The organism is Variovorax sp. P1_G12 (assembly GCF_056405555.1).
In genome coordinates this window covers 92,132-117,289 of the sequence record NZ_JBFUBW010000024.1, presented here as the reverse complement: position 1 = coordinate 117,289, position 25,158 = coordinate 92,132, and the positions used below count along the sequence as shown (strand labels likewise).

At 69.1% G+C, this 25,158-nt stretch carries 27 protein-coding genes; 13 read left to right on the top strand and 14 right to left on the bottom strand.

What is annotated here, in order from left to right; all coding sequences use genetic code 11:
* Position 1: 1 nt before the first annotated feature.
* Together AC1D2O_RS25160 and AC1D2O_RS25155 are read right to left on the bottom strand one after the other, a co-directional pair.
* Positions 2–418 carry a hypothetical protein gene (locus AC1D2O_RS25160; RefSeq protein WP_478158088.1) on the bottom strand — a complete coding sequence of 139 codons (417 nt, stop codon included), beginning with the start codon at positions 416–418 and terminating at the stop codon, positions 2–4.
* Positions 419–506: 88 nt separating this feature from the next.
* Positions 507–3,710 carry an autotransporter outer membrane beta-barrel domain-containing protein gene (locus tag AC1D2O_RS25155; protein ID WP_478158087.1) on the bottom strand — a complete coding sequence of 1,068 codons (3,204 nt, stop codon included), beginning with the start codon at positions 3,708–3,710 and terminating at the stop codon, positions 507–509.
* A gap of 297 nt (positions 3,711–4,007) precedes the next feature.
* On the opposite strand from AC1D2O_RS25155, the gene AC1D2O_RS25150 reads away from it, so the two are divergent.
* A complete protein-coding gene (locus AC1D2O_RS25150; RefSeq protein WP_478090162.1) occupies positions 4,008–4,229 on the top strand; it encodes a hypothetical protein in 222 nt (73 codons plus the stop codon).
* Between the two features lie 31 nt (positions 4,230–4,260).
* Here AC1D2O_RS25150 and AC1D2O_RS25145 read toward each other — a convergent pair whose 3' ends face one another.
* On the bottom strand, positions 4,261–5,166 hold the full coding sequence (locus AC1D2O_RS25145) for a DUF808 domain-containing protein (RefSeq protein ID WP_478090163.1): 906 nt from the start codon (positions 5,164–5,166) through the stop codon (positions 4,261–4,263).
* Between the two features lie 13 nt (positions 5,167–5,179).
* Complete coding sequence (locus tag AC1D2O_RS25140) at positions 5,180–5,695, bottom strand: N-acetyltransferase family protein (RefSeq protein WP_478158086.1); 516 nt, start codon at positions 5,693–5,695, stop codon at positions 5,180–5,182.
* A gap of 101 nt (positions 5,696–5,796) precedes the next feature.
* Here AC1D2O_RS25140 and AC1D2O_RS25135 point away from each other — a divergent pair, with 101 nt between their 5' ends.
* From AC1D2O_RS25135 to AC1D2O_RS25125, 3 genes are read left to right on the top strand one after another with little or no spacing between them, the layout of a single operon-like run.
* Positions 5,797–5,943, top strand: coding sequence for a hypothetical protein (locus AC1D2O_RS25135; protein ID WP_478090165.1), 147 nt, complete (start codon positions 5,797–5,799; stop codon positions 5,941–5,943).
* Entirely contained in the window at positions 5,940–6,224 is a 285-nt protein-coding gene (locus AC1D2O_RS25130) for a VF530 family protein (protein ID WP_478090166.1), read from the top strand. Before AC1D2O_RS25135 ends, AC1D2O_RS25130 begins: the two co-directional genes overlap by 4 nt.
* Positions 6,224–6,505, top strand: coding sequence for a 2Fe-2S iron-sulfur cluster-binding protein (locus AC1D2O_RS25125; RefSeq protein WP_478090167.1), 282 nt, complete (start codon positions 6,224–6,226; stop codon positions 6,503–6,505). Before AC1D2O_RS25130 ends, AC1D2O_RS25125 begins: the two co-directional genes overlap by 1 nt.
* On the opposite strand, the gene AC1D2O_RS25120 is transcribed toward AC1D2O_RS25125, so the two are convergent.
* Positions 6,502–7,746 carry an MFS transporter gene (locus tag AC1D2O_RS25120; RefSeq protein WP_478090168.1) on the bottom strand — a complete coding sequence of 415 codons (1,245 nt, stop codon included), beginning with the start codon at positions 7,744–7,746 and terminating at the stop codon, positions 6,502–6,504. The two genes, AC1D2O_RS25125 and AC1D2O_RS25120, sit on opposite strands and share 4 nt — an antisense overlap.
* Before the next feature lie 41 nt (positions 7,747–7,787).
* Here AC1D2O_RS25120 and AC1D2O_RS25115 point away from each other — a divergent pair, with 41 nt between their 5' ends.
* Complete coding sequence (locus AC1D2O_RS25115) at positions 7,788–8,432, top strand: RluA family pseudouridine synthase (protein WP_478090169.1); 645 nt, start codon at positions 7,788–7,790, stop codon at positions 8,430–8,432.
* Here AC1D2O_RS25115 and AC1D2O_RS25110 read toward each other — a convergent pair.
* From AC1D2O_RS25110 to egtB, 5 genes are all read right to left on the bottom strand, one after another.
* Positions 8,425–8,871 (bottom strand): universal stress protein, encoded by a 447-nt coding sequence (locus AC1D2O_RS25110; protein WP_478158085.1) that lies wholly within the window; start codon positions 8,869–8,871, stop codon positions 8,425–8,427. The genes AC1D2O_RS25115 and AC1D2O_RS25110 overlap by 8 nt on opposite strands.
* Before the next feature lie 195 nt (positions 8,872–9,066).
* A complete protein-coding gene (locus AC1D2O_RS25105; protein WP_478158084.1) occupies positions 9,067–9,807 on the bottom strand; it encodes a 2OG-Fe dioxygenase family protein in 741 nt (246 codons plus the stop codon).
* A complete protein-coding gene (locus AC1D2O_RS25100; protein ID WP_478090172.1) occupies positions 9,804–10,085 on the bottom strand; it encodes a DUF427 domain-containing protein in 282 nt (93 codons plus the stop codon). The genes AC1D2O_RS25105 and AC1D2O_RS25100 overlap by 4 nt, the downstream gene beginning before the upstream one ends.
* A gap of 39 nt (positions 10,086–10,124) precedes the next feature.
* Complete coding sequence (egtD, locus tag AC1D2O_RS25095) at positions 10,125–11,114, bottom strand: L-histidine N(alpha)-methyltransferase (RefSeq protein WP_478090173.1); 990 nt, start codon at positions 11,112–11,114, stop codon at positions 10,125–10,127.
* On the bottom strand, positions 11,114–12,361 hold the full coding sequence (gene egtB, locus AC1D2O_RS25090; RefSeq protein ID WP_478158083.1) for an ergothioneine biosynthesis protein EgtB: 1,248 nt from the start codon (positions 12,359–12,361) through the stop codon (positions 11,114–11,116). Before egtB ends, egtD begins: the two co-directional genes overlap by 1 nt.
* A gap of 164 nt (positions 12,362–12,525) precedes the next feature.
* Here egtB and AC1D2O_RS25085 point away from each other — a divergent pair, with 164 nt between their 5' ends.
* Positions 12,526–13,887, top strand: coding sequence for an NAD(P)/FAD-dependent oxidoreductase (locus tag AC1D2O_RS25085; RefSeq protein WP_478158082.1), 1,362 nt, complete (start codon positions 12,526–12,528; stop codon positions 13,885–13,887).
* Positions 13,884–14,366: a RidA family protein gene (locus tag AC1D2O_RS25080; protein ID WP_478092881.1), complete on the top strand. Its 483-nt coding sequence runs from the start codon at positions 13,884–13,886 to the stop codon at positions 14,364–14,366. The genes AC1D2O_RS25085 and AC1D2O_RS25080 overlap by 4 nt, the downstream gene beginning before the upstream one ends.
* Positions 14,367–14,373: 7 nt before the next feature.
* Here AC1D2O_RS25080 and AC1D2O_RS25075 read toward each other — a convergent pair whose 3' ends face one another.
* Positions 14,374–16,734, bottom strand: a complete 2,361-nt coding sequence (locus AC1D2O_RS25075; RefSeq protein WP_478158081.1) for a cytochrome P450 — start codon at positions 16,732–16,734, stop codon at positions 14,374–14,376.
* A gap of 13 nt (positions 16,735–16,747) precedes the next feature.
* Positions 16,748–17,725 carry a Bug family tripartite tricarboxylate transporter substrate binding protein gene (locus AC1D2O_RS25070; protein ID WP_478092877.1) on the bottom strand — a complete coding sequence of 326 codons (978 nt, stop codon included), beginning with the start codon at positions 17,723–17,725 and terminating at the stop codon, positions 16,748–16,750.
* 103 nt (positions 17,726–17,828) lie between these two features.
* On the opposite strand from AC1D2O_RS25070, the gene AC1D2O_RS25065 reads away from it, so the two are divergent.
* Complete coding sequence (locus tag AC1D2O_RS25065) at positions 17,829–18,671, top strand: IclR family transcriptional regulator (RefSeq protein ID WP_478092875.1); 843 nt, start codon at positions 17,829–17,831, stop codon at positions 18,669–18,671.
* Positions 18,672–18,695: 24 nt separating this feature from the next.
* On the opposite strand, the gene AC1D2O_RS25060 is transcribed toward AC1D2O_RS25065, so the two are convergent.
* Positions 18,696–20,387 (bottom strand): long-chain fatty acid--CoA ligase, encoded by a 1,692-nt coding sequence (locus AC1D2O_RS25060; RefSeq protein WP_478158080.1) that lies wholly within the window; start codon positions 20,385–20,387, stop codon positions 18,696–18,698.
* A gap of 186 nt (positions 20,388–20,573) precedes the next feature.
* Between AC1D2O_RS25060 and AC1D2O_RS25055 the strand changes: the two genes are divergently transcribed.
* From AC1D2O_RS25055 to AC1D2O_RS25040, 4 genes are all read left to right on the top strand, one after another.
* Complete coding sequence (locus AC1D2O_RS25055) at positions 20,574–21,014, top strand: OsmC family protein (protein ID WP_478158079.1); 441 nt, start codon at positions 20,574–20,576, stop codon at positions 21,012–21,014.
* A gap of 55 nt (positions 21,015–21,069) precedes the next feature.
* On the top strand, positions 21,070–22,035 hold the full coding sequence (locus AC1D2O_RS25050) for a Bug family tripartite tricarboxylate transporter substrate binding protein (protein ID WP_478090888.1): 966 nt from the start codon (positions 21,070–21,072) through the stop codon (positions 22,033–22,035).
* Positions 22,036–22,155: 120 nt separating this feature from the next.
* Entirely contained in the window at positions 22,156–23,178 is a 1,023-nt protein-coding gene (locus tag AC1D2O_RS25045) for an NAD(P)H-dependent flavin oxidoreductase (protein ID WP_478090887.1), read from the top strand.
* A 20-nt stretch (positions 23,179–23,198) separates the two neighbouring features.
* Positions 23,199–23,657, top strand: a complete 459-nt coding sequence (locus tag AC1D2O_RS25040; protein WP_478090886.1) for a GAF domain-containing protein — start codon at positions 23,199–23,201, stop codon at positions 23,655–23,657.
* Between the two features lie 218 nt (positions 23,658–23,875).
* On the opposite strand, the gene AC1D2O_RS25035 is transcribed toward AC1D2O_RS25040, so the two are convergent.
* Entirely contained in the window at positions 23,876–24,034 is a 159-nt protein-coding gene (locus AC1D2O_RS25035; protein ID WP_478090885.1) for a hypothetical protein, read from the bottom strand.
* A gap of 287 nt (positions 24,035–24,321) precedes the next feature.
* Between AC1D2O_RS25035 and AC1D2O_RS25030 the strand changes: the two genes are divergently transcribed.
* A complete protein-coding gene (locus tag AC1D2O_RS25030) occupies positions 24,322–25,113 on the top strand; it encodes a transporter substrate-binding domain-containing protein (protein WP_478090884.1) in 792 nt (263 codons plus the stop codon).
* Positions 25,114–25,158 lie beyond the last annotated feature (45 nt).

Sequence of the window (25,158 nt, the reverse complement as noted above, 5' to 3'; positions counted from 1 at the left end):
GTCAGAGCTTGGCCGCGAGATCGCGGCACTGCTGCAGGTTGCGGTTGAATTTCGCTTCCATGCCCGGCTCGCAGGCCGAACTGGTGGTCATGATGCGGCACAGGCCGACCACCAGGAAGTCCGACACCGCATCGGTGCACATCGGGAAGCGCGCCAGCGCGGGGTTGTCGCGCGTCTTGAAGCCCCAGCTGTCGGAGAAGCCCAGCATGCGGCCCATCGCGTCCTCGAAGTAGTCCCGGTCGCGCGCCGCGATGGCCGCTTCCATGGCCGGCAGCTCGCCGCCGAGGAAGCTCATCGCCGCGGCGGGAAAGCGGTTGGCCTCCTGCTGCGCGGCGGCGCCCGAGGCGGCGGCGGCGAGCAGCAGCGGCGCGACGGCGCGCCCGAGGAAGGCAGGAATGCGGGAGCGAAGGAGGTCCATGGGTTCCGGTCTGGCGATGGGCTTCGAAGGCCGCCCGATACAGGCGGCCGCTGGAACCGTATTTGAACCGAAACTTGGGACCGCTGGATCACCAGCTCAGGCGCATGCCGATCGAGCCCTGCAGAGACGATTTCACCTTGGCATCGCCGCCCGCGTTGTAGAGCTGTCCGACCTCGCCGTACAGCGTGGCCGTGGGCGTCAGCGCCAGCGTCATGCCGGCGGCCAGCTCGGTGGAGGTGTAGCCGCTGGCGCTGGCGATGCGGGTGCTGGCCGCCGGACCGATGAAGGTCGCGACGTCGGTGCCCGAACCGGCGAGATAGACGTTGAAGCGGCCATAGGGTTGGAGCCGGCCGGCCGCGGTCGCGACATCGCCCTTGATGCGCACGCCCAGCCGGCCGATCCAGCCGCCGTCGGCCTCCTGGTTCACCAGCGCACCGCTGATCAGCACGTCGTCGAAGCGGTTGCGCTGGTAGATCAGCTGCGCCTGCGGCTCGATCGTCCAGCCCTCGGCCAGCGCGAAGCCCTTGCCGGCCTCTATCGAGGCCGTGAGACTGTTCGACTTGCCCTCGGCGCTCAAATTGCCATTGGGGAGCACCGTGTAGCTGTGGCGGCCGCCCTGCAGCACGGCATCGGCGTAGAGGCCGTCCGCCCCCATCCAGGTCGCATAGCCGCCGAGGTAGCGCGACTGCAGGTCGTTGCGGCCGACCGCCGCGACCAGGCCGCGGGCGTTGCCGCTGACGTCGGCGTTGCCGTCCAGCGTGCCGACATAGACACCGGCGCGCCAGCCGCCGGTGGCCAGCAGGTCAGTGCCGGCCTGGACGCCGCTCACATGGCCCTGGCTCTGTGCCGCGGCCACGCCCTCCTGCCGGATGTCGAGGTCGCTGTAGATGGCGCGGGCCCAGGCCTGGCGCCCAGCTGCCGGGTCTCCGGAGGCAGCGGCCGCTGGCGCCAACTCATCGCCGACGCGCCGGTGCAGGTTTCCCAGCATCGCCAGATCGGCCTGGCGCAACTCGGCCGGCAGGGCCGCAAAGAGCGGCACTTCGGCACGGTAGGTCGGCACGGCGACCAGCTGCGGGGTCTGCCCCCGACTGGTGTTCTCGAGCACCGGCGGCACCGGCGGCACCGTGGTCGACGAGCGCAGATACCAGCTCTCGCCGGCCCCCGTGGCATCGGCCGCGTACAGGCGGTATTCGTAGGCACCCGCATCGACGTGGCCGCCGGCCAGCGCGAAGGCGTCGCGCGTGGTCTGGGCGGTGGTGGTGGCGCCATTCAGCGCGCTCACCACTTCGAGGCCGTTGCCCGTGGTCAGGCCGCCGAGGCCGCCGAGATTCGTGACACGCACCGTGGTGCTGCCGCTCGCGCTGGCGGCGGCGCCGTTCAGCACCAACCGGTCGCTCAGGCTGCCGCTGGCGCCCAGCACCGTGCCGAGACTCAGCACGCCACCGTGGCCGACGTAGGCGCCGTTCACCGTCAGCGTGCTGCCGGCCTTGCTGCTCAGCAGGTTGACCGTGCCGGCGTTGCTCAGCGACGCGACCGACTGGTCGAAGCCGGCCGTGTCGAGCGTGGCGCCTGCCGCCACGGTGTGGGCCGAGGCGGCGCTGAACACCGTCGCCGCCGCGGCCCGCAGGGTGCCCGCCTCCACCGTGGTGGCGCCGGTGTAGCTGTTCGCGCCCGACAGCACCGTGGCACCGCTGCCCACCTGCCTCAGCGCGCCGCTGCCGCTGATGACGCCGTCGAGCTGCAGGGTGTTCGAACGGTTCAGGCTCAGCGTGCCGTTGTTGACGATATCGCCGACGACGCTGCCGCTCGTGCCGCCGGCGCCCAGCTGCAGGGTGCCGGCCGTGATGGTCGTGCCGCCGGTGTAGCTGTTGTCGGCCGTGAAGGTCGTGGTGCCGGCGCCCAGCTGCGTCACGTGGCCGCTGCCGCTGATCGGCGCCGCGAACGTGACGGCATCCAGGCGGTTGATCACCAGCGCCGCGTTGTCGATGATGGGTCCGTCGACCTTGCCGGCCGTGCCGCCGGCGCCCAGTTGCAGCACGCCGGCCGTGATCGTGGTCGTGCCGGTGATCGCCTGGTCGCGCGTGAGAATCAGCGTGCCGGCACCGGTCTTCTCGATGCCGCCCGAACCGGTCAGCAAGCCGGTGTAGCTGGCATCGGTCGATTGTGCGAAGCGCACGATGCCGTTGTCGGTGATCGCCAGCGGTGCGAAGCCGGCGCTGGTCTGCAGCGTGCCGGCCGTATCGACCGTCATGCTGCCGGTGTAGCTGCTGGCGTCCGCGCCGAGGATCAGCGTGCCGCCCGCCACCCGGGTGCTGGTGATGCCCGAGGCCGGCAGCGCATTGTTGAAGGTCCAGGTGCCGGTGTCGTTCTTGACCAGCGTCTGGAAGTTCGAGATCGGCTGGCCGAAGGTCCCGACCCCGGTGCCGTTGAGGGTCAGCGTGTTGCTGCCGCCGCCGCCGTCGATCAAGCCGGTGATCGACGAGCCGTCGTAGAGGTTCAGCGTGTCGTTGCCGTTGGCGAAGTTCAGCGAGCCCAGCACCTGGCCCCGGTTGGTGAAGGCGATCTCCGTCGTGCCGGACACGCCCATGATCCTGCCCGAGCCGCCGGTGTACTCGATGACGCCGGTGGCACCGTTGACGATGGTGTTCTGGCCCGAATCCGGCTGGAACCAGATTGCCGCGCCGCCCGCGCTCGACCGGATCTCGCCGTTGTTGATGATCAGGTTGCCGGATCCGAACGCATTGACCGCCTCCGCGGTCCACGAGTTGCCCGTTGAAAGCACCTTGGCGCCCTGGCCGATCGTCAGCGAGTTGTTCGAGTGCATCTCGATGGTGTTGGCACCCGAGCCCACGCCGAAGAAGCCGTCGCTGCCGAAAAACGGGGCGGCGTTCTCGACCGTGGCGCCGCCGCGGATCTCGATACTGGAATCGCTGCCGATGCTGATTCCGGCCTGGGCGCCGGTGCTGATCAAGGCTCCGGACTCGACGACGACAGCGGTGCCCGAAGCGGTGCCCGGGCCGCTGCCCACCGTGACCCCCTGGGTGCTTCCGGCGGCGCAGGTGATCACTGCGCCGCTGGTCGAGCACGCGGCCGCCGCGGCGCCGCCGAAGCCGAGCAAGGCGGCGGCCAGGGCCATTTGCAGGATCGCGAAGCGCTGGGACGGCCTGGCGTTCGAAGGCGATGACGGGCTGACGCTGCGGGTGGCGGATTTGCCGGCACCGGATGCCAGCTCGGAGGCCACGGCCCAGACCTGGAGCGAGGAGTTCCAGACGACACTGAAAACGCGATTCATGCAGTTGCTCTTCCAAAAATGAAACGCCCGAAGGCGAAATGAGTACTTACGAATGTAATCCTTCGGTACTCTTTTTTTGGAGGAACAAGTTCACGGATCGCACGGAATTGGTGCGTGCGCAGTAAAGAACGCTATGGTTCAAATAGCAAATAAGTCACAGTCTTCAGGGTTTTCTTGGGTTTGGAACGGCTCGGGCGGTCTTTCACCGACCGGTCGGCCACCGTCTCAGCCGCGTGACACCGGGCGTCGCGCGCACGCGACGGCGAGACGCCTTGGATGGGGCCGTAAACTCGCCCGATGGCATCCAGACGACCCGCGCGGAATCCGCGCACCCTCGAGCGCGGAATCATGTGCATCCTCATCGGCGCGGCAGTGCTGATCGCGCCGAGCTTCCTCTCGTCGCCGGGTTGGCGCGAGACGGTCGGCGGCGCCTACCTGGTCGGCTGGTTCGCGCTGGTGCTCGGCATCGCCCTGGTGGGCGTGGACCTGGTTCAGCGAGCCCGGTCCAGGGGGCGCTGAGCCCCCGGGCGCTTCCCCGCGCCGTGCACGCTCAAGGACGCGCGCGCACCCTCTTCACGAGTTCGACCCCGGCCAGCACGATGCTGCCGGCGACGATGCCGACCGTGGCATTGGCGCCCGTCGAGGCCAGGGCCCGCAGCAGGCCACCGGCATCGGCGGCCCAGGCCTCGACCGCATGGGCCAGGGCCGGCACGCCGTGCACCAGGATGCCGCCGCCGACCAGGAACATCGCCGCCGTGCCGGCGATCGAGAGTCCCTTCATCAGCCAGGGTGCCGCCGCGAGGATGCCGCGCCCCAGGGCCCGTGCGCCCGCGCCTTCGCGCCGGCTCAGGTAGAGCCCCGCGTCGTCGAGCTTCACGATGCCCGCGACCAGGCCGTAGACGCCGACGGTCATGATCAGCGCGATGCCCACCAGCACCGACAGCTGCGTCAGGAAGGGCTGGCCCTGCACCGTCCCCAGCGTGATCGCGATGATCTCGGCGGACAGGATGAAGTCGGTGCGCACCGCGCCCTTGATCTTCTGCTTCTCGACCGCCACCAGGTCGACCTCGTCGCTGGCCACCGCCTGCTCGTGCCGCGCGGTGTCGGCGGCGTGCTCCTTCTGATGCAGGAACTTGTGCGCAAGCTTCTCGCAGCCCTCGAAACACAGGAAGGCGCCGCCGATCATCAGCAGCGGCGTCACCAGCCAGGGCAGCCAGGTCCCGATCGCCAGCGCCGCCGGCACCAGGATCGCCTTGTTGACGAAAGAGCCCTTGCAGACCGCCCAGACCACCGGCAGCTCGCGGTGGGCCCTGACGCCCGTCACCTGCTGCGCATTCAGCGCCAGGTCGTCGCCAAGGACGCCGGCGGTCTTCTTGGCGGCGACCTGGGTCAACACCGAGACATCGTCGAGCACCGTCGCAATGTCGTCGAGCAGCAGCAGCAGGCTGGTGGCCATGGAGCGCGCCTGCTCAGACGTTGCGCTTGAGGCGGATCTCCTCGATCTTCACGCTCCCGAGGGCCGTGGTCTTTGCGGTCTTCATCTCGCGCTTGAAACCGGCCAGCTCGTGGAAGCGCATCGCGCGATCGTTGCGCAGCGGCACCCAGATCGTGACCACGGTGCAGCCCTCTTCCTCGAGGCCGTCGCGGGCGGCGTCCCACAGGGCGACGCCGACGCCCTTGTCCCAGTGCTCGGGCTTGACGTAGATGGCCCAGATCTCGCCGGTGGTCGATGGCGTCTTGGCGTCGCGCGAGCGGTCGTAGCCGACGAAGCCGACGACCTCGCCGTCGAGCACTGCGACCTGCACCTGCGGCTCGCTGAACTCGATGGCCTCGCGCCACTTGGCTTCGCGGCTGGCGGGCGCCAGCGCGCGCAGCTCGTCTTCGGGCAGGATGCCCTCGTAGGCGGCACGGGCGGCAGCGGCGTGGACTTCGGCGATGGCTTTGGCATCGCGCAGGGTGGCGGGGCGAACTTCGTAGTCGGACATGAATGCGGGAAGCGAAACGGTAAAGGCCATATTGTCGCCGCGCCGAAGCTGCGGGCTAAACTTGCCGCTGCATTTGCATTCGCACTATCCCGGAGAACCCCATGGCAAAGAGTCAGCAACGCAGCACCAAGGAAGCCAAGAAACCCAAGAAGGACACGGCACCCCCCAAGCCGCCGGGTGCTGCCATCGAACCGGTGCGCACGATCACCACCGCGGTGATCCCGCGCGGCAAGCTCAAGAACAAGTGAGCGACGCGCCCAGCCCGAGCGCGAGCCCGCAGCCGCAGCCGCGCAACCCCCTGCACGGCCTCACGCTGGAGGCCATCGTGACCGCGCTGGCGGACTGCTATGGCTGGGAAGGCCTGGGCGAGCGCATCCCGCTGCGCTGCTTCACCAGCGACCCGAGCGTGACTTCCAGCCTGAAGTTCCTGCGCAAGACGCCGTGGGCGCGCGAGAAGGTCGAGAGCCTCTATCTCTTCATGCTGCGCGACCAGCGGCGGCAGCAGTCGTCGTCGCCGCCGCGCCCCTGATGAAGGCCCGCATCGAACCGGGCGGCTTCAGCTTCGACACCGACGCCCGTCTCACGCTGCTGCAGGCAGCCGATGCCGCGGGCATCGAATTGCCGAGTTCGTGCCGCAACGGCACCTGCCGCAGCTGCATCTGCAGGCTCGTCGAGGGCCATGTCCGCTATCGCATCGAGTGGCCCGGCGTCAGCGCGGACGAGAAGGCCGAGGGCTGGATCCTGCCCTGCGTGGCCGAGCCGCTCGGCGACGTCGCGCTGGACGTGCCGCACGCCTTCTCCGTGTTCTAGGGCCTGTGGAGGAGCCGGTCGCGCTGCGCCAGCGACGGAAAGAGCCGGAACCAGGCCAGCGCCACCAGCACGGTGCCGACGCCGCCCGCCACCACCGACCCGACCGGCCCCAGCAGCGCCGCCGTGGCACCCGACTCGAACTCGCCCAGCTGGTTGCTGGCGCCGATGAAGATCGAGTTGACCGCACTCACGCGGCCGCGCATGGCGTCGGGCGTCTCCAACTGCACCAGCGTCTGGCGGATCACGACGTTGACCATGTCGGCGCCGCCGGAGACCGCGAGCGCGATCAACGAGACGATGAAACTGCGCGACAAGCCGAACACCACCATGCAGACGCCGAACAGCGCCACCGCCATCAGCAGCGTGCGGCCCACGTGACGCTCGACCGGCCGCCGCGTGAGCAGGATCGACGTCACGAGCGCGCCCACCGCCGGCGCGCCGCGCAGCAGCCCGAGGCCCCAGGGCCCGGTGTGGAGGATGTCCTTGGCATAGATCGGCAGCAGCGCCACCGCGCCGCCGAGCAGCACCGCGAACAGATCGAGCGAGACCGCCCCGAGCACCGGCTTGCGTTTCCAGATGAAGTCGACGCCGGCCAGCACGGTCGCGAGGGTCACCGGCTCGCGCGCCGGCGGCGTGTGGGCATAGCGCAGCCGCAGCACCAGCGCGGCGGCCAGCGCGAAGAAGACCAGCGCCGCGCCGTACACCACGCCCATGCCGGCCACGAACAGCAGCCCGCCCAGCGCCGGCCCGCCGATGATGGCGCCCTGCATGCCGGCCGAGCTGAAGGCCATCGCGCGCGGCAGCATCATCGGCGGCACCAGCAAGGGCGTGAGCGCCTGCTGCGCCGGCATCTGGAATGCGCGCACGGCCCCCAGCACCAGCGACAGTCCGAGCAGCAAGCCGCGCGAATCGTGCGCCACCTGCACGGCAAGCAGCAGCATCAGCGCCACCGCTCCCTGCACCGAGAAGCAGGCGGCGACGATGCGGCCCCGGTGCCGGCGGTCGACCACGTGGCCCGCGAGCAGCGCCAGCAGCAGCGCCGGCACGAACTGGTAGAGACCGACCAGCCCCAGGTCCCAGGCGCTGCCGGTCAGCTCGTACATGTGCCAGCCGATCGCGACCAGCAGCATCTGGCTGGCGGCGGTGCCGAACAGGCGCGCCACCCACAGCTGCATGAAGGGCCGCTCGCGCGTGAGATCTGAAAAACGGGTGGGGTGAACGGCAGGCGGCGCAGCAGGCATTGGCTGCGAGGATAGCCGAGCCTTCTAGACTCGACGTCCTGATGACCGAACTGCAAGCGATCCACATCGACCCTCACCTGCTGGTGCTCGACAAGCCCGCCGGCCTGCTGTGCGTGCCCGGCCGGGGCGATGACAAGCAGGACTGCCTGAGCGCCAGGGCGCTGCGGCAATGGCCCGATGCCCTGGTGGTGCACCGGCTCGACATGGCGACCAGCGGCCTGGTGCTGATGGCGCGCAGCCCGCAGATCCAGCGCGCGCTCGGCGACGCGTTCGCAGCGCGGCAAGTGCACAAGGGCTATGAAGCGATCGTCGATGGCCTGCTGCCGGCCGCGGAAGACTGGTCGCTGATCGATGCGCCCCTGGCCGCCGACTGGCCGCGCAGGCCGCTACAGAAGATCGACCCCGCGGGCAAGCCCAGCCAGACCCGCTGGCGCCTGAAGCGGCAATTGCCCGAACGCCACGCCAGCCACCTCTGGCTGGAACCGCTGACCGGACGCAGCCACCAGTTGCGCGTGCACCTGCTGTCGATCGGGCACCCGATCCTCGGCGATACGCTGTACGGCGACGACACGGTGCGCGAGCGCGCGCCGAGGCTGCTGCTGCATGCCACGAGGCTCGAATTCAGGCACCCTGCCGACGGGCAGCTGCTGCGCTTCGAGAGCCCGCTCCCCCCCGCCTTCAGCTGAGATCGCCGCGGACCACCAGGACGGGACATTTGGCGTCCTGCAGCACGCGTTGCGTGACGCTGCCCAGCAGGAGCTTCTCGATGCCGGTGCGGCCATGCGAGCCCATGACGATCAGGTCGGCGCCGATCGCGATCGCGGTGTCGACGATGCCCTCGTGCACCACGTGGCCGTCGATCACGCGCTGGTCGCTGTGCAGTCCCTCGGCGGCCAGGGCCGCAACGCCGCGCGCCAGCGCCGCATTGGCGCTGCTGGTGGCGGCCGCGAGGTATTCGTTCTGGCCCAGTGCATAGTCCGCGCCGACGCCGATGAAGGGGTAGTTGTCCACCACATGGATGAGCGTGATGCGACTGCCGAACGCCAGCGCCAGCCCGCTGGCCTTGCTGACCGCGAGCATCGAGGTGTCGGACCCATCGATCGGGACCAGGATGTGATTGAACATGGCAGACCTCTTTGGTTCACTACAGGGTTCGACGGCTCGAACCGGGCCCCGAATTTACATCCAAGGCGTGACCACAGTTGTAAGACGACTGCGGGGCGCCGCGAGTTCCGGGTCCGGCCGGCGCCGGGCCGCCCCAAGCCGGCTGCGGCCCCCTTGGGGGGCAGCGACCACACGAAGTGAGGGAGCGTGGGGGCATCAGTCCCCCTGGAAACCGTCCGCGCGGCAGGTGACGACGAGTGTGTCGCGCCAGCCCGGCTCGCCATCGATCAGGGGCTGGATCGGCGTCGACTCGTGGATCACGCGGGCATCGTCGAGCAGCAACAGCGTCCACGGTTCGGTCAGCGTGAAGCGCTCGCCGCGGCGACCGGTCGCCTCGAACACCCGCGTCTCGCCGCCCTTGATGTTGTGGCGCCCGGCCAGCGCGACCGCCACCAGGTCGACCCCGTCGCGGTGCGCGCCCTCGGGCGTCGGCCGTCCGATACCGTCGGCCGTGTCGATGCGGAACTGATGCGCCTCGACGTACCAGCGCTGCGCGCCGCGCAGGCCGCTCGCCACCTCGCCGAGGCCGCGCATCAGCTGCTGCCAGACCGGTTGCGCCACGGTCGCCGCCTCCATCGGTGCGAACCAGCGCTGCATGCCGCCATGCAGCGCGTTGTATTCGACCGGTTGCCAGTGGGCGCGGTGCGGCGCCTGTTCGATGGTCGCGCCCTCGACGGTGAAACAGGCATGGCGCCGCGTGCGATAGCGCCCGCCGTCCTTCAGGTACTCGTCGGGCGGCAGATGGGCCCAGTCGCCATGCAGTGCGTCGAGTGCGGCCAGCGGCATCCCGAGCCAGTCGGCCACGCCCTGCGGACTCAGGACGGCATAGCCATCCTGGCGCAAGGTGGGAACGAGTCGATCGGGTGGAGTGAAAGGCGGACTGAATCCGGTGCTCACTCCGTCACCTTCACGTCCTTCCAGAAGGCCACGCGGTTCCTGACCATCTCCGCCTCGGGCTTCGGGTCGGCGTAGTACCAGGCCGCATCCGCGTGGAGCTCGCCGTTGACCAGCAGCGAGAAGTAGTTCGCCGTGCCCTTCCAGGCGCACGTGGTCTTGTGGTTGCTGAAAGTCACATGGTCGCGGTTGAGCGACTCCATGGGGAAATAGTGGTTGCCTTCGACCAGCACCGTGTCGTCGCTCTCGGCCACGGTGACGCCGTTCCAAACTGCTTTCATCAAGATTCTCCGGTGCCCGCCAAAAACTGGGGCAACACGCTATTGTGCCGCCGGCGCCTGCAGCCAGTGGACGCTGAACAGGCGCTCGGGATCGGTCCATACCGCGGCCGGCCTGAAGCCCGCCTCCTCGGCCAGCGCGCGCAGGCCCTCGACCGTGAACTTGTGCGAGTTCTCGGTGTGCAGGGTCTCGCCTTCCTCGAAGCTGAAACGTTGGCCGTCGAGCGTCACTTCCTGCGACCGGCGGCTCACCAGATGCATCTCGACCCGCCGCAGCGGCGAGTTGTAGAAAGCCGCATGGGTGAAGCCATCGAGGTCGAAATCGGTGCCGAGCTCGGCATTGGCGCGCCGCAGCAGGTTGAGGTTGAAGGCGGCGGTCACGCCCTGCGCATCGTTGTAGGCGGCGTGCAGCAGGGCCGGGTCCTTCACCAGGTCGACGCCCAGCAGCAGGCCGCCGCCGCGCAGCAGCCGATGCGCGAGCTGCAGGAAGGCCAGCGCCTCGTCGGGTGTGAAGTTGCCCAGGGTCGAGCCCGGGAAGAAGCCCACGCGCTGGCCGATGCCCTTCCCGCGCGCGGGCGGCAGCACCAGCGGCATCGTGTAGTCGGCCACCACCGGCTGCACCGCGAGCCGCGGGTAGTCGGCGCGCAGGCGCGCGGCCGCCGCCTCCAGGTGCGCGCCCGAGATATCGATCGGCACGTAGCGCCTGGGAGACTCGAGCGCGTCGAGCAGCAGCCGCACCTTGGTGAGCGAGCCGGCGCCGAACTCGATGATCTCGGCACCGGGGCCGATCTGCGCCGCGATCTCGCCGGCGCACTCGGTCAGGATGCGCAGCTCGGTGCGCGTCGGGTAGTACTCCGGCAGATCGCAGATGCGATCGAACAGCGCCGAGCCTGGGGCGTCGTAGAAGAACTTGGGCGAAATGCTGCGCGCGTCGAGGCTCAGGGCCGCGAACAGCTCGCGGGCGAAGTCGGACAGCGGTGCGGCGCGCTGCGCGGCGCGGAATGCGTGGCGGTTGAATGCAGGAGTGCCCATCAGAGGTCCTTCGCGAGCCGCAGCCCCGAGAACTGCCAGCGCGCGGCCGGCGGGAAGAAGTTGCGATAGCTGGCCCGCGTGTGCCCGTCCGGCGTCGTGACACTGCCGCCCCGGAGCACCAACTGGCCGACCATGAACTTGCCGTTGTATTCCGCCGCGATACCCGCGAGCGGCCGGAAGCCCGGGTACGGGTCGTACGAGGAGCGGGTCCATTGCCACACGTGGCCGCTCATCTGGGTGATGCCGGGTGCATCGTGCGCGGCCTCCCATTCGAACTCGGTCGGCAGCCGCGCACCGGCCCATTCGGCGTAGGCCGCGGCTTCGAAGAAGCTCAGCTGCGCCACCGGTGCTTCGAGCTCCAGCGGCCGCACGCCGTGCAGGCCGAAGACCTGCCAGCCGCCCGGCACGCCCTCGTGCGCCAGGCGCGGATCGTCGGGCGCCAGCCAGTAGGCCGGGGCGCGCCAGCCCTGCGCCTGCACGGCGGCCCAGCCGTCGGACAGCCACAGTTCCGGCCGCTGGTAGCCGCCGTCGGCGATGAACTGCGCAAAGTCGCCGCAATTCACGAGCCGGTTCGCGATCGCGTGGGGCCGCAGCAGCACCGGGTGCCGCGGCGTCTCGTTGTCGAAGGCGAAGCCCGGCTCGCCGTGGCCCACCGCCACCACGCCGCCCGGCTGCGGCAGCCAGGTCATGGCGGGCGCCGCGGAAGCCAGCCGCAGCGCCGGGCCGGCCGGCGCACGGTAGGCCGGCAGCAGGGGGTTGCACCACAGCGCATGAAGGATGTCGGTGACGATCAGCTCCTGGTGCTGCTGCTCGTGCTGCAGGCCCAGCGTGACGATCGGCTCGATGGCGGCCCAGTCGGGCCCGCCCGCCTTGCCGAGCAGCGCCAGCACCGCACCGTCGACGTGGCGGCGGAAGGCATGCACCTCGTCCAGCGAGGGCCGTGTCAGCAGGCCGCGCTGCGGCCGGGGGTGGCGCGGGCCCAGCGCTTCGTAATAGGAGTTGAAGAGATAGTGGAAGCGCGGGTCGAACACCTTGTAGCCGCTCGCGTGCGGCTGCAGCAGCACCGTCTCGAAGAACCAGGTGGTGTGCGCGAGGTGCCACTTGGTCGGACTGGCGTCGGGCATCGACTGGATGCACTGGTCCTCGGCCGACAGGGGTGCGGTCAGCTTGAGGCTGTGCGCGCGCACGGCCGCGAAACGATCGCGCAATGCCTCCGCCGCCGGCAGCTCCGGACGGATCAGGTTCATGGGTTCTCCAGTTTGGGCTCGAACGTCTTTTAGCCCACGCGGACGGGGAAACGCCGTAGGACAACGGCGCGCCAGGGCGCTGGACCGGGGTGCCGGCGCGGCAAGAGGTGCCACTTTGGCACAAGTCGCGGGCGCCTGCCAGGGGCCTGCGTATCATCCGGCGGATGAGCAGCCCCCCGACGACGACGCCACCTTCCGGCCGCCCCCATGTCCTGATCATCGGCTGCGGCTTCGGCGGCCTGGAGGCTGCGCGCAAGCTCCAGCGGGCCGATGTCGACGTCACGATCGTCGACAAGACCAACCATCACCTGTTCCAGCCCCTGCTCTACCAGGTGGCGACCGCCGGCCTGGCGGCGCCCTCGATCGCGGCGCCGATACGCCTGCTGTTCCGGCGCCAGCCCAACATCACGACCCTGCTCGGCGAAGCGGTACGCATCGATCCGGCGGCGCGCACGGTGCACCTGGCCGACGGCAGCCAACTTTCCTGGGACCACCTGCTCGTCGCCGCCGGCTCCACCCACAGCTATTTCGGCAACGACGCCTGGGAGCCGATGGCGCCGGGCCTCAAGACGCTGGCCGACGCCTTCGAGATCCGCCGCCGCGTGCTGGTGAGTTTCGAGGCGGCCGAGGTCGAGTCCGATCCGGTGCGGCGGCGCGCGCTGCTGACCTTCGCGGTCATCGGCGCCGGGCCCACCGGCGTCGAGATGGCCGGCACGCTGGCCGAGATCGCGCGCCATACGCTGGAGGGCGAATTCCGCAACATCGACCCGAGCAGCGCCGAGGTGCTGCTGATCGAGGGCGGCGCCCGCGTGCTCCAGGCCATGCCCGAGTCGCTGAGCCAGCGCGCGCTGGAACAGTTGCAAAAGCTCGGCGTGCAGGTCCGGCTCAACGCCCGCGTCACCGCCATCGATGCCACCGGGCTGCAGATTTCCTCGCCCTTCAGCGATGGCGGCGCCGGCCTCGGCAGCCACCGCATCGACTGCGGTTGCGTGATCTGGGCCGCCGGCGTCGCCGCCTCGCCGCTCGGACGGATGCTGGCCGCGGCCACCGGCGCCGAGACCGACCGCGCCGGCCGCGTCAAGGTGCTGCCCGACCTCAGCCTGCCCGGCCGCCCCGACATCAGCGTGGTCGGCGATCTCGCGGCGGCCATGAGCCATCAGCCCGGCAAGGAGCCGACCCCGGTACCCGGGGTCTCGCCCGGCGCCAAGCAGATGGGGCGCGCCGCGGCCGCGAACATCCTGCGGCGGATCGCGGGCCAGCCGACCGAGCCCTTCCGCTACCGCGACTACGGCAACCTCGCCACCATCGGCCGCAACTCGGCCGTGGTCGACCTCGGCACCCCCGTCGGGCCGCTGCGTTTCGCGGGCAAGGCGGCCTGGCTGTTCTGGCTGTTCGCGCACATCTACTTCCTGATCGGTTTCCGCAACCGCTTCGTGGTGCTGATGGACTGGGCCAGCGCCTACTGGAGCTTCCAGCGACATGCCCGGGTGGTGGCGGACGTCCGCGCCAAGGAGAAAATCCAATGACACGCATCGAACAGAAACTGCAGGCCCTGGGACTGGTGCTGCCGCCGACCGCCAAACTGCCGGCCGGCGTGGTGCTGCCCTTCCCGTGGGTGCGGCTGGTCGGCCGCCGCGCCCTGGTCTCGGGCCACGGACCGATCGCCAGCGACGGCGGCTTCGCCGTGCCCCTGGGCAAGGTCGGGCGCGAGCTCAGCGTCGAGCAGGGTTACGAGGCCGCGCGCCTGACCGCGCTGGGCATCCTCGCGAGCCTGCAGCGCACCCTCGGCAACCTCGACCGCGTGACGGCCTGGACGCGGGTCTTCGGCATGGTCAACGCGGCGCCGGGCTTCAACCGGATGCCGGCGGTGATCAACGGCTTCTCCGACCTGATCCTCGAGCTCTACGGGCCCGAAGCCGGCGCCCACGCGCGCAGCGCCGTCGGCCTGGCCGAGCTGCCTTTCGACATTCCGGTCGAGATCGAGGCCGAGGTCGAGTTCGACTAGGGCGTGTTCACAGTTCGAGAACCAGCCTGCTGCTGCCGCTGCAGGCCCGCGAGCAGCACGTCATCATCTTCGTGTCGGCCTCGCGTTCGGCGCGCGTGAGCACGACGTCGCGGTGGTCGACCTTGCCGGCCAGCACGCGCACTTCGCAGGAGCCGCACAGGCCCTCCTCGCAGTCGCTCTGCACATCGATGTTGGCCGCGCGCAGGGCGCTCAGCACGGTCTGGTCAGCCGGCACGTGCACGACGATGCCCGAATCCTTCAGCTCGACGTCGAACGCTTGTTCGCGCGCGGGGTCCAGGGTTCGCAGAGTCGATTCGAAATGCTCGACGTGCAGCGCGTCCTCGGGCCAGGCGGCGCAAAGCGCCTCCAGCGCCGCCAGCATGCGCCCTGGCCCGCAGGCGTAGATCTGGGCCCCGGCGTCGGGCGTGGCGAGCAGCGCCGCCAGGTCGTTGCGCCGGCCTTCGTCGCCTGCATGGACCACCAGCCGCTCCCCGTGCAGTTCGGCCAGTTCATCGACCAGCGCCATGCTCGCGCGCGAGCGTCCGCTGTAGTGAAGCGTGTAGTCGATGCCCAGCGCGTTGGCGCGTCGTGCCATCGCACTCACAGGCGTGATGCCGATGCCCCCGGCGATGAAGATCACTTTCTTCACCGACTCGTCGAGATGGAAGTGATTGCGCGGACCGCGGATCTTGAGCCGGTCGCCGGCCTTCACGTGCGCATGCACCCAGGCCGAGCCGCCACGGCCCTCGGCCTCGTGCAGTACCGCGATCTCGAGCGCATTCACGTCGTCGGGGTCGCCGCACAGCGAGTACTGCCGCGATCGCTCAGGATGGCCGCATTCGATGTCGATGTGCGAACCCGGCGTCCAGCGCGGCATCGGCCGGCCATCCGGTGCGACCAGGCGCAGCTTGACGATGCCGTCCGCCGCCCGCGAGACGCTCTCGACCACCACCGGTCGCGTGATCGCGCCCTTCGAGGGTTCGCCGATGCGCACCGGCACGGGAACCTCCGGCCGGCGCAGCGCAGGCTGCGAGCGCTCCGGATTGTGGGCAGGGTCCCATTCGACCCAGAGATGCTCCGGACCGCGAAACGAGGTGTTGGGCACGTACGAGAACGCTTGCGCGGACAGGCGCATGTGGGGCAGCCGCCGCGTGAATTCCTCCAGGAAGATCTGCATCTCCATGCGCGCCAGGTTCTTGCCCATGCACTGGTGCGAGCCGTAGCCGAAGGTGAGATGGTCGCTGGAATTGTCGCGCCGGATGTCGAACAGGTCGGCGTCCGCGAAGTGGGCCTGGTCGTGATTGGCCGACGAGGTGACGATCAGCAGCTTCGAGCCGGCGGGCAGGTCGACGCCGCCCACCTGCGCATCGGCCGTGACGAGACGGCGCCATGCCGCGACCGAGCCGTTGTGCCGCAGGCATTCCTCGACGGCGTTGGGGATCAGGCTCGGGTCTTCGCAGACGTCGCGCCACACGTCGGGGTGCTGCAACAGCAGCTTCATCGCATTCGCGGTGGCATTGGCCGTGGTCTCGTGGGCCGCGACGATGCCAGCCATCATCATCGAGTGCAGGTATGAATCCGTCACGACCTCGGGCAGCTCACGTTGCTTGCGCAACCCGTACTGCATCCAGCCGCCGCCCTCCGGGTCCTGCCGCATCTTGTCGAGTACCTTGCCCGCGAACTGCCAGAAGTTGCCGACCGCGTGCGCCACCGCGACCTGCTCTTCCGGCTTGGGCTGGCCCCAGGTGTTGACGGTGTGCGCGATCGAATACTGGCGCAGCGTATCCATGTCCTCCTCGGGCACGCCGAGGAAATGCAGCGCCACGGTCAGCGGGACTTCCCAGAGCATCTGGTCGACGAGGTCGGCGCGGCCGTCGTCGATGAAGCGGTCGACGTACTCGCGCGCGAGCTGCCGCACCATCGGTTCATGGTGCTTGAGTTCCTCCGGCGTGAAAGGGTCCATCAGCGCGCGGCGACGCGGCATGTGCGCTGGCTCGTCTTCATTGACCAGCGTGCGGTTCAGCGCGAAGCCGTAGGACGCGAGCACGGCATTCGCCTCGTCGCCGGTCGGCGTGATCTTCTCGAGCGCGATGGATGGGCTGAAGGTGATGTTGTCGCGGAAGACGGCCTTGATGTCGTCATAGCGCGTGACCACCCAGTAGCCGAGCTTCGGGCTCCAGAAGATCGGCTCCTTCTCGCGCGCCCAGCGCACGTACTCGGGCGGGTCCTGCTGGTAGCCGTCCTCGAAAGGGTCGAAGTCGGCGGCGCGCTGGCTGACCGGACAGCCGGTCGGCGTTCGCTCGCCGGACAGCGCACCGTGCGCGACGGGACAACCGGTGGATCGATGCGGGACTTCAACACTGCTCATGGCGCGCGCCTCCTCAGTCCAGCGAGATCTTCAGGTCACGGATGAGCTTCTGCCACTTGATGGTTTCGGCCTTCAGCAACTCGGCGAACTGCGCCGGCGTGTTGCCGACCGGCTCGACACCGAAGTCGACCAGCCGCTTGGTGACGGCCGGATCGTGGATTGCCGCAACGACCTGCTTGTTGATCGCGGCGATCGTCGCGGGAGGCGTGCCGGCGGGCACCACCATGCCGACGAGCGCTGCGGCTTCGACGTTCTTGTAGCCCAGTTCGGCAAAGGTCGGCACGTCCGGCAATTGCGGCAGCCGTGTCGCGTTGGCCACCGCCAGCGCCTTGACCTTGCCGCCCTTGATGAAGCCGGCGCCCGCGGCCAGGTCGACCATCATGGCCGGGATCTGGCCGCCGGCCACGTCGGCCAAGGCCGGGGCAGCGCCGCGATACGGCGCATGGACCATCTCGATGCCGGCTTCCGACTTCAGCAGCTCCATGGCCAGATGGTGGGGACTTCCCGCTCCGGCCGAGCCGTAGTTGAAGCCGCCGGGCTTGGCCTTGGCCTGGGCGACGAAATCCTTCGCGTCACGCACCGAAAGACCGGGGCCGACGACCAGGATCATCGGAAAGCGCCCCATCAGCGTGACGGGTGCCAGGTCCTTGGTGGGGCTGTAGCTGAGCGACTTGTAGAGCACCGGATTGAAGACCAGCGTGCCGTTGTCGGCCGAGAGCACCGTGTACCCGTCCGCGGCGGCACGCGCGACCTCGGCAGCGCCAAGCGCCGTGTTGCCGCCGGGCTTGTTGTCGACCAGGATCGGCTGGCTCGCCTGCGTCGACCAGGTCTGGCCGATGGTGCGGGCGAGGAAGTCGGAGCCGCCACCTGCTGCATAGGGAACGACCCATCGCACCGGCTTGACGGGATACGTCGGCTGGGCCTGCTGCGCGAGCGCCAGCGGGGGCAGGACGGGCAACGCCAGCAGCGTCGCGACAAGAAATTTCTTCATCGGGTTGATCCTCGTCAAATATTTGCGTAATTGTTATACGCTATGCGTAATTACTGGATAGGGTTTTTACCAATCCAAACTGCCCTGAGTAGGATCGAGCGACATGAGCAAGACCCAGAAGCCCGCCACGCCTTCGAGCACGTCCACGCCCCGAGTGCTGGAGCGCCGGCAGCGCGTGCAGTCCGCCGAAACCGGCATGGCGGTGTTGAAGACCTTGTCGGCGATGGGCGGCAGCGCAGGCTTGTCCGCGCTGGCCGCGCAGGTGGGCGAAAGCCCGGCCAAGGTGCATCGCTACCTGGCGAGCCTGATCCAGGAGGGCCTGGTCGACCAGGACGCAGACTCCCAGCGCTATTTCCTCGGGCCTGAACTGATCCAGATCGGACTGACGGCCATGCGGCAGGCCGAGCCCATCCGCCTCGCCGAACCGGCGCTGGTCCGACTGCGGGAGAGCCTGGAGATCACCTGCTTCGTGGCCCTCATGGGCAACAAGGGCCCCACCATCATGCGATTCGAGGAGCCGGGCTTGCCCGTGACTGTCAACGTGCGCGCCGGCTCGGTGATGTCGCTCGTCTGGTCGGCGACCGGCCGCGTCTTCCTGGGGCTGTTGGACGAGGCCCGGGTGCGGACCCTGGCGGAAGAAGAACTGGCAGCCGCGACACCGGACATGCTCGCCCTGCTGCCCATGCCGAACCCGATCGACAGCCTGCAAAGCGAAGTCCGGGCAGCCGGTTGCGCTGTCGTCCGAGACGTCTACCTGCGCGGCATCAGCGCCGTGGCAGCCCCCGTGTTCGACTTCACGGGACGGGTCTGCGCGGTGATGACTGCCCTCGGCGCCAGCGGTGGCTTCGATCCTTCCGCGAACGGCCCGATCGCGACCGCGGTTCGGCGGGAAGCGCAGGCCACCAGCGCGAAACTCGGTTACGCGGGCCCGCGTCCGGAACACTGACGATGCCCGGCTCCTGCGAGCCTGTCAGGACTCGCTCTCGGCCTCCTGCAGAAGCCGCCACATCACCTTGCCGCTGCCGCTCTTGGGCAGCACGTCGACGAATTGCACCACGCGCGGAACCTTGTAGACCGCCATGTTCTCGCGGCACCAGTCGATGATCTGCTGCTCGGTCGTGTCCTTGTGGGTCGGGCGCAGCACCACCACCGCCTTGACCGACTCGCCCCGGTAGGCGTCCTTGATGCCGATCACGCAGGCTTCCTGGATCGCCGGGTGGCGGAACATCAGCAGCTCGACCTCGGCCGGCCAGACCTTGAAGCCGCTCGCGTTGATCATGCGCTTGAGGCGATCGGTCATGAAGAAGTAGCCGTCCTCGTCCATGCGGCCCATGTCGCCGGAGCGGAAGAAGCGCTTGCCCTCGAATTCGACGAAGGCCGCCGCCGTGGCGTCGGGCCGCTTCCAGTAGCCCTGGAACACCTCGGGCCCGTGGATGATGATCTCGCCCGATTCGCCGACCGGCATCTCGATCAGCGTGTCGGGGTCGACCACGCGCGCATCGGTGCTCATGTAGGGGATGCCCAGGCACTGCTGCTTGGGGTTCTCGAAGGGGTTGGCGTGCGAGGGCGCGGCAGTCTCGGTGAGGCCGTAGCCTTCCTGGTACTTGAGGCCGAACTGCTCGTACAGGCGCTGCGCCACGGCCTGCGGCATCGCGGCCCCGCCGCCGCCGATGTAGCTCAGGCTGCTCAGGTCGTAGCTGGCGAAATTGGGGCTGGCCATCAGGTCGATGACCATGGTCGGGATGTTGGTCCAGCTCGTGACCTTGCGGCGCGAGATCAGGCGCCCGGCCACGTCGCGGTCCCAGCGCGGCATGATGACCAGCGTGCCGCCGACCAGCACCGTCGTGTGCATCATGCTGACCACGCCGGTGATGTGGAACATCGGCACCACGGCCAGGACCACCACCTCGGCCGAGCCCAGGCCCCACAGCTGGCTGGCGCAGGCGTTGTGCATCAGGCTCGAATGGTGGTGGACGCAGCCCTTGGGCAGGCCGGTGGTGCCGCTGGTGTAGGGCAGCAGCGCCATGTCGCCGGCACCCACGACGTGCTCGGGCGGCGCATGGCCGGCGCCCAGCGCATCGGTCCAGGTCATGACCGCGCCGCCTTCCAGGGCCGGCATGGGATGCCGGGTCAGCAGCCAGTCGCGCCAGGCCGGCGCCGGCGCCTCGTCGCCCGTGACTTCGGGGTCGAAGGCATCGGTGAACTGGGTGACGATCATGTGCGCCAAACGATCCTTGGGCTCCAGCGCATTGCTGGCCTTGGCCAGCTCGGGCGCCAGGTCGCCGGTGGTGATCGCGAACTTCGCATCGGGGTCGGTGATGTAGTGCTTGAGCTCCTCGGCACGGTTCATCGGATTGACCGGCACCACGACCGCATTGGCGCGCAGGATCGCGAAATGGGCGATCACCAGCTGCGGGCAGTTCTGCATGTCGAGGATCACGCGGTCGCCGCGCCGCACGCCCAGGGCATGCAGGGTGCCGGCGAGCCGCTCGGCCTGCGCCGAGAACTCGGCGTAGCTGATCTCGCTGCCGAAGAAGACCAGCGCGGGCTTGGCGGGATAGCGCGCGGCGTTGACCGCCAGGTTGTGCCACAGCGACGTCGCCGGCACGGTGATCGAACGGGGCAGGCGCTGGGGCCAGAACTTGTAATGCGGGCGATCCATACAGTCTCCTAAGTGCGTGCGAGCCTACGATGCTCCGTGACCTTGCCGCATCGGGGAAGCCCCGACGCGCGTCACCTGAGCGACTTCGGCCACAGGGCCGGCGCGACTACCGCCATCGACCGACAGACGCGGCGCGCGATCTGCCGTAAAAGGGCAGGCTCTCCACCCATTCGAAAAGGAGCTTCCATGGCCGCAGACAAGCACGCAAGCGTTCATTGGGAAGGCGCCGGCAAGACCGGCAAGGGCCTGATCAGCACCGAGACCGGTGCGCTGAAGGATTTCCCCTACGGCTTCGCGAGCCGCTTCGAGGACGACAAGCGCGGCACCAACCCCGAGGAGATCCTGGGCGCGGCGCACGCCGGCTGCCTGACGATGGCCTTCGCCTTCGCACTCGAAGGCGCCGGCCTCACGGCAACCTCGATCGACACCCGGGCGGCCGTGCGCCTGGCCAAGGACGGTCCGGGCTTCAGGATCGACCGCATCCAGCTCGAACTCGAGGCCGTGGTGCCGGGCATCGACGAGGCGAAGTTCCAGCAGCTCGCCACCGGCGCCAAGGAAGGCTGCCCGCTGTCGAAGGCGCTGGCCAGCGTGCCGGAAATCACCTTCAAGGCGACGCTCAAGTCCTGAAGCCCGGCCGCGGCAGGGGCGCTGTTTATGATCTCCTCGCAACGAGGAGACACCCATGAACATCGCCCGCAAAGGCATCGCCGCGCTGCTGTGGCTGACGGCCTCGGCCGCCGCCCTGGCAGCCTTTCCCGACAAGCCCATCAAGGTCGTCATCGGCTTCCCGGCCGGCGGTCCGCTCGACCAGCACGCACGCCTGCTCACCGACCGGCTGCAGGCGGTGCTGGGCCAGCCCGTGATCGTCGACTACAAGCCGGGCGCCGGCGGCTCGGTCGGCGCCGAGGCGGTGGCCAAGAGCGCGCCCGACGGCTACACGCTGATGCTGGCGAACACCGGCGTGGCGGTGATCAACGGCGCGCTGTACGCCAAGCTGCCCTACAACACGCTGCGGGACTTCACGCCGATCGCACGCACCGCGATGCAACCGCTCGCGCTGCTGGTGACGCCCAAGCTGCCGGTGAGCGACCTGCGCCAGTTCATCGACTACGCCCGCGCGCGCCCGGGCCAGATCAACTACGGCTCGGCCGGCAACGGCGGCATCAGCCACCTGGTGCCCGAGATGTTCAAGAGCGCCACCGGCCTCTTCATGGTCCACATCCCCTACCGCGGCAGCGCGCCGGCCTTCACCGACCTGATGGGCGGCCAGGTGCAGTTCATGGCCGAGTCGATCCCGCAGGCGGCCAACTACCACAAGCAGGGCAAGGTGCGCGCGCTGGCCGTGACCAGCGCGGCGCGCAACCCGGCGCTGCCCGACGTGCCGACCGTGATCGAGGCCGGCATCAAGGGCTTCGAGGTGGTCGGCTTCTACGGCTTCCTGGCGCCCGCGGGCACGCCCAGGGAGGTGGTCGCCAAGCTCAGTGACGCGTTCAGGCAGGTGCTGACCAGCCCCGAGGTGCGCGAGCGCATGGTGAGCCAGGGTGCGGACCCGGCCTTCCTCGGCAGCGAGGATTTCGCCCGGTTCCTGGCGGCCGAAACGCCGCGCTGGGACAAGGCGGTGAAGGCTTCGGGCGCCAAGATGGACTGAGTCGCGCAGCCGGCGACCTCCCCCGGATTGGGGATGGCAGGCATCCCGCGCTTCGGTCGCTCGCTTCCAGAAACGCGATCCGGCCACTAAGCTGAGGGCTTCCATCCGAGGGAAGTTCGCATGCAACTCCAGACTGCAGTCACGCGCCTGCTCGACATCGAGCACCCCGTCCTGTTGGCCGCCATGGACCTGGTGGCCGATGCGCCTCTGGCGGCGGCCGTCACCCGCGCCGGCGGCTATGGCTTCCTGGGAGGAGGCTACGGCGAGGAAGGATGGCTGCGGCGCGAACTCGCCGCACTCGTGCCCGCGGCCAGAAAGACCAACCGCCCGTTCGGCGTCGGCTTCATCACCTGGAGCCTGGCGCGCCAGCCCCGTCTGCTGGACATCGCGCTCGAACAGGGCCCGAGCGCCGTCTGGCTGTCGTTCGGAGACCCGGCGCCGTTCGCGCCACGCATCAAGGCCGCGGGCGCGAAGCTGGTGTGCCAGGTGCAGACCGAGGCGATGGCCCGCCAGGCGCTGGACGCAGGCGCCGACATCCTGGTGGCCCAGGGTGCCGAGGCCGGCGGCCATGGCGTCAGCCGCGGCAGCCTGGCGCTGGTGCCGGCGCTGGTGGACCTCGCGGGACCGGAGGTGCCGGTGGTGGCGGCCGGCGGCATCGCCGACGGGCGCGGCCTGGCGGCCGCCCTGATGCTCGGCGCCAGCGGCGTGGCCCTCGGCACGCGCTTCTATGCCACGGTCGAGGCGGCCGGCTTCGACGCCGCCAAGCGCCGCATCGTCGAGGCAAGCGGCGATGACAGCCTGCGCAGCATCGTCTTCGACATCTCGCGCCGCAACGTCTGGCCGGCGCCGTTCACGGGCCGATGCCTGCACAACGATCACCTGCGGCGCTGGGCCGGGCGGGAAGTCGACCTGATGCGTGCGCTGGGCACGGAAGGCGAGCGATACGCCGCAGCAAGAGCCTCGGGCGACTTCGACACGGCCGCCGTGATCGCGGGCGAGGCATCCGGCCTGATCCACGACGTCCCGCGCGCCGGCGAGCTGATCCGTCGCCTGGTCGAAGAGGCCGCCGGGTTGCTGGGCGCGGCGCCCGACTTCCTGGCGGAAAACAGCCGGCAGTCCCTGGCGTCGATCGAGGCGAGGTAGCGCCTGCGCAACGACGCGGCATGGCCATGGCTCGCGACCTGCAGGCGTTCTCTGCCGTCCTCGATGCCGAGGGGCCGTTGCAGGCCCTGGCCTATCTCAATGCCGGCGTCCCCCATCGGTACACCGCGGTCTATCGCTTTGCCGGTCCGGTGCTGAGGAATGTCCTGCTGCACGACAAGGAGGGCAAGATGAGGCCCGAATTCCTCGCCGCGGTGCCCTTCGACAAGAGCTATTGCCAGTTCGTCCTGCGCGATGAGGCCTTCCGCACCGACGACTCGTCCGCCGACGCGAGGCTGGAAGGCCACGCCTACCGGGAGGTGGTCGTCTCCTATCACAGCGTCCCCTTGCTCTCCCTGGCCGGTGACCTGTGGGGCACGCTGAGCCATTTCGACCCCGCGCCTCTGCCTCTGTCCGACGAGGAGTTCGCGCTTCTCGAGGGAGCAGCGAAGCTGCTGGCCCCCGTGCTGGCCGATATCTGATCAAGGCCTACACCTTTAGTGCGCTTCCATCGCGCGCAGTCGGTAGTAAAAATGGGTTACATGGAGTCCTTGCATTTTTCCCGGCGGCCCGACCCCGCGCCCGACGGTCTCTTTGGATGCCGGCGGCCCCGGTTGCCGCCCGAAGCGTCTGCGCGCAGGCAGGGCCTGCCCACCGCCGAGGAGCGCCTCCTGCGGCCGCTGAGCCCCGCCGAACTGGTTCAGATCGCCAGGGCCTGGAGGCGGCGGGGCGACGGCGCTTCGATCAGGGTTGCCGAAACGCTGGAGTCGCTGGCTGCCCGCCGGGCCCCGCCACCCCCTCCGACGCGCCTGTCGAGGCCGGCCTCGAAATCCGTGGTGCGGAGGATCTCGGAGTTCATGGGTTTGTAGCCGAAGGCATGTGAATTTTTTACACCCGAAAGGGCCGGACCGCGCGAAAATCGAGTTGCAAGTTATTGCTGCAAGTGCAATCAAGGTTCGGCCCGCCTCGTGCGGGCCTTTTTTTTTGGGGTCGCCCATCGGCGCTGGCGTCCAGGCAAGCACGCATCGTCGACACGGTGCAAGCGCAGAGGCACAGCTCTTGCATACCCGCTCCTGCGAAAGGGACGCAAGGCGGCCACGGCCGTTCCTTCACCCGACGATTCATCGACTACCCAGGAGCCCTGTCATGAAGCATCCCCAGCGCGGCATCGCGCTCGCCCTCGCCGCGGCCGCACTGCTCGCCACCGGCGTCTCGCACGCCCAGACCGCACTCGACCACGTGCTGAAGGCAAAGCTCATCAAGATCGCGGTACCGACCGACTACCCGCCCTACGGATCGGTCGACAAGACCATGACGCCGCAGGGTCTCGACGTCGAGATGGCGCAGCTGATCGCGGGCAAGCTCGGCGTCAAGGTGGAGCTGGTGCCGGTGACCAGCGCCAACCGCATCCCTTACCTCCAGACCCGCAAGGCCGACCTCGTGATCTCCACGCTCGGCAAGAACGCAGAGCGCGAGAAGGTGATCGACTTCTCGGCCGCCTATGCGCCCTTCTTCCAGGCCGTCTACGCGGCCAGGAGCCTCAACGTCAAGAGCTTCGCCGACATGGGCGGCAAGACGGTGGCCGTGACGCGCGGCGCGATGGAGGACCAGGAACTCGCCAAGGTCGCGCCGACCAGCCTGGAGTACAAGCGCTTCGAGGACAACAACGCCACCATCGCGGCCTTCGTGGCCGGCCAGACCCAGACCCTGGCCACCAGCGCCGCGGTCGCCGGCGACATGATGCAGAAGAACCCGCAGCTCGGCGCCGAGTACAAGCTGCTGCTCAAGGACAGTCCCTGCTTCATCGGCATCGCCAAGGGCGAGGAGCCGCTGAAGGCCAAGGTCAACGAGATCATCGCCAACGCCAAGAAGGACGGCACGCTCGACGCGATGGCGAAGAAATGGCTCGGCCGACCGGCCGGCGACCTGCCGGTCTGAAAGGACGAGGCCCCCATGCTCGTCACTTCGTGTACTCAACGCCCC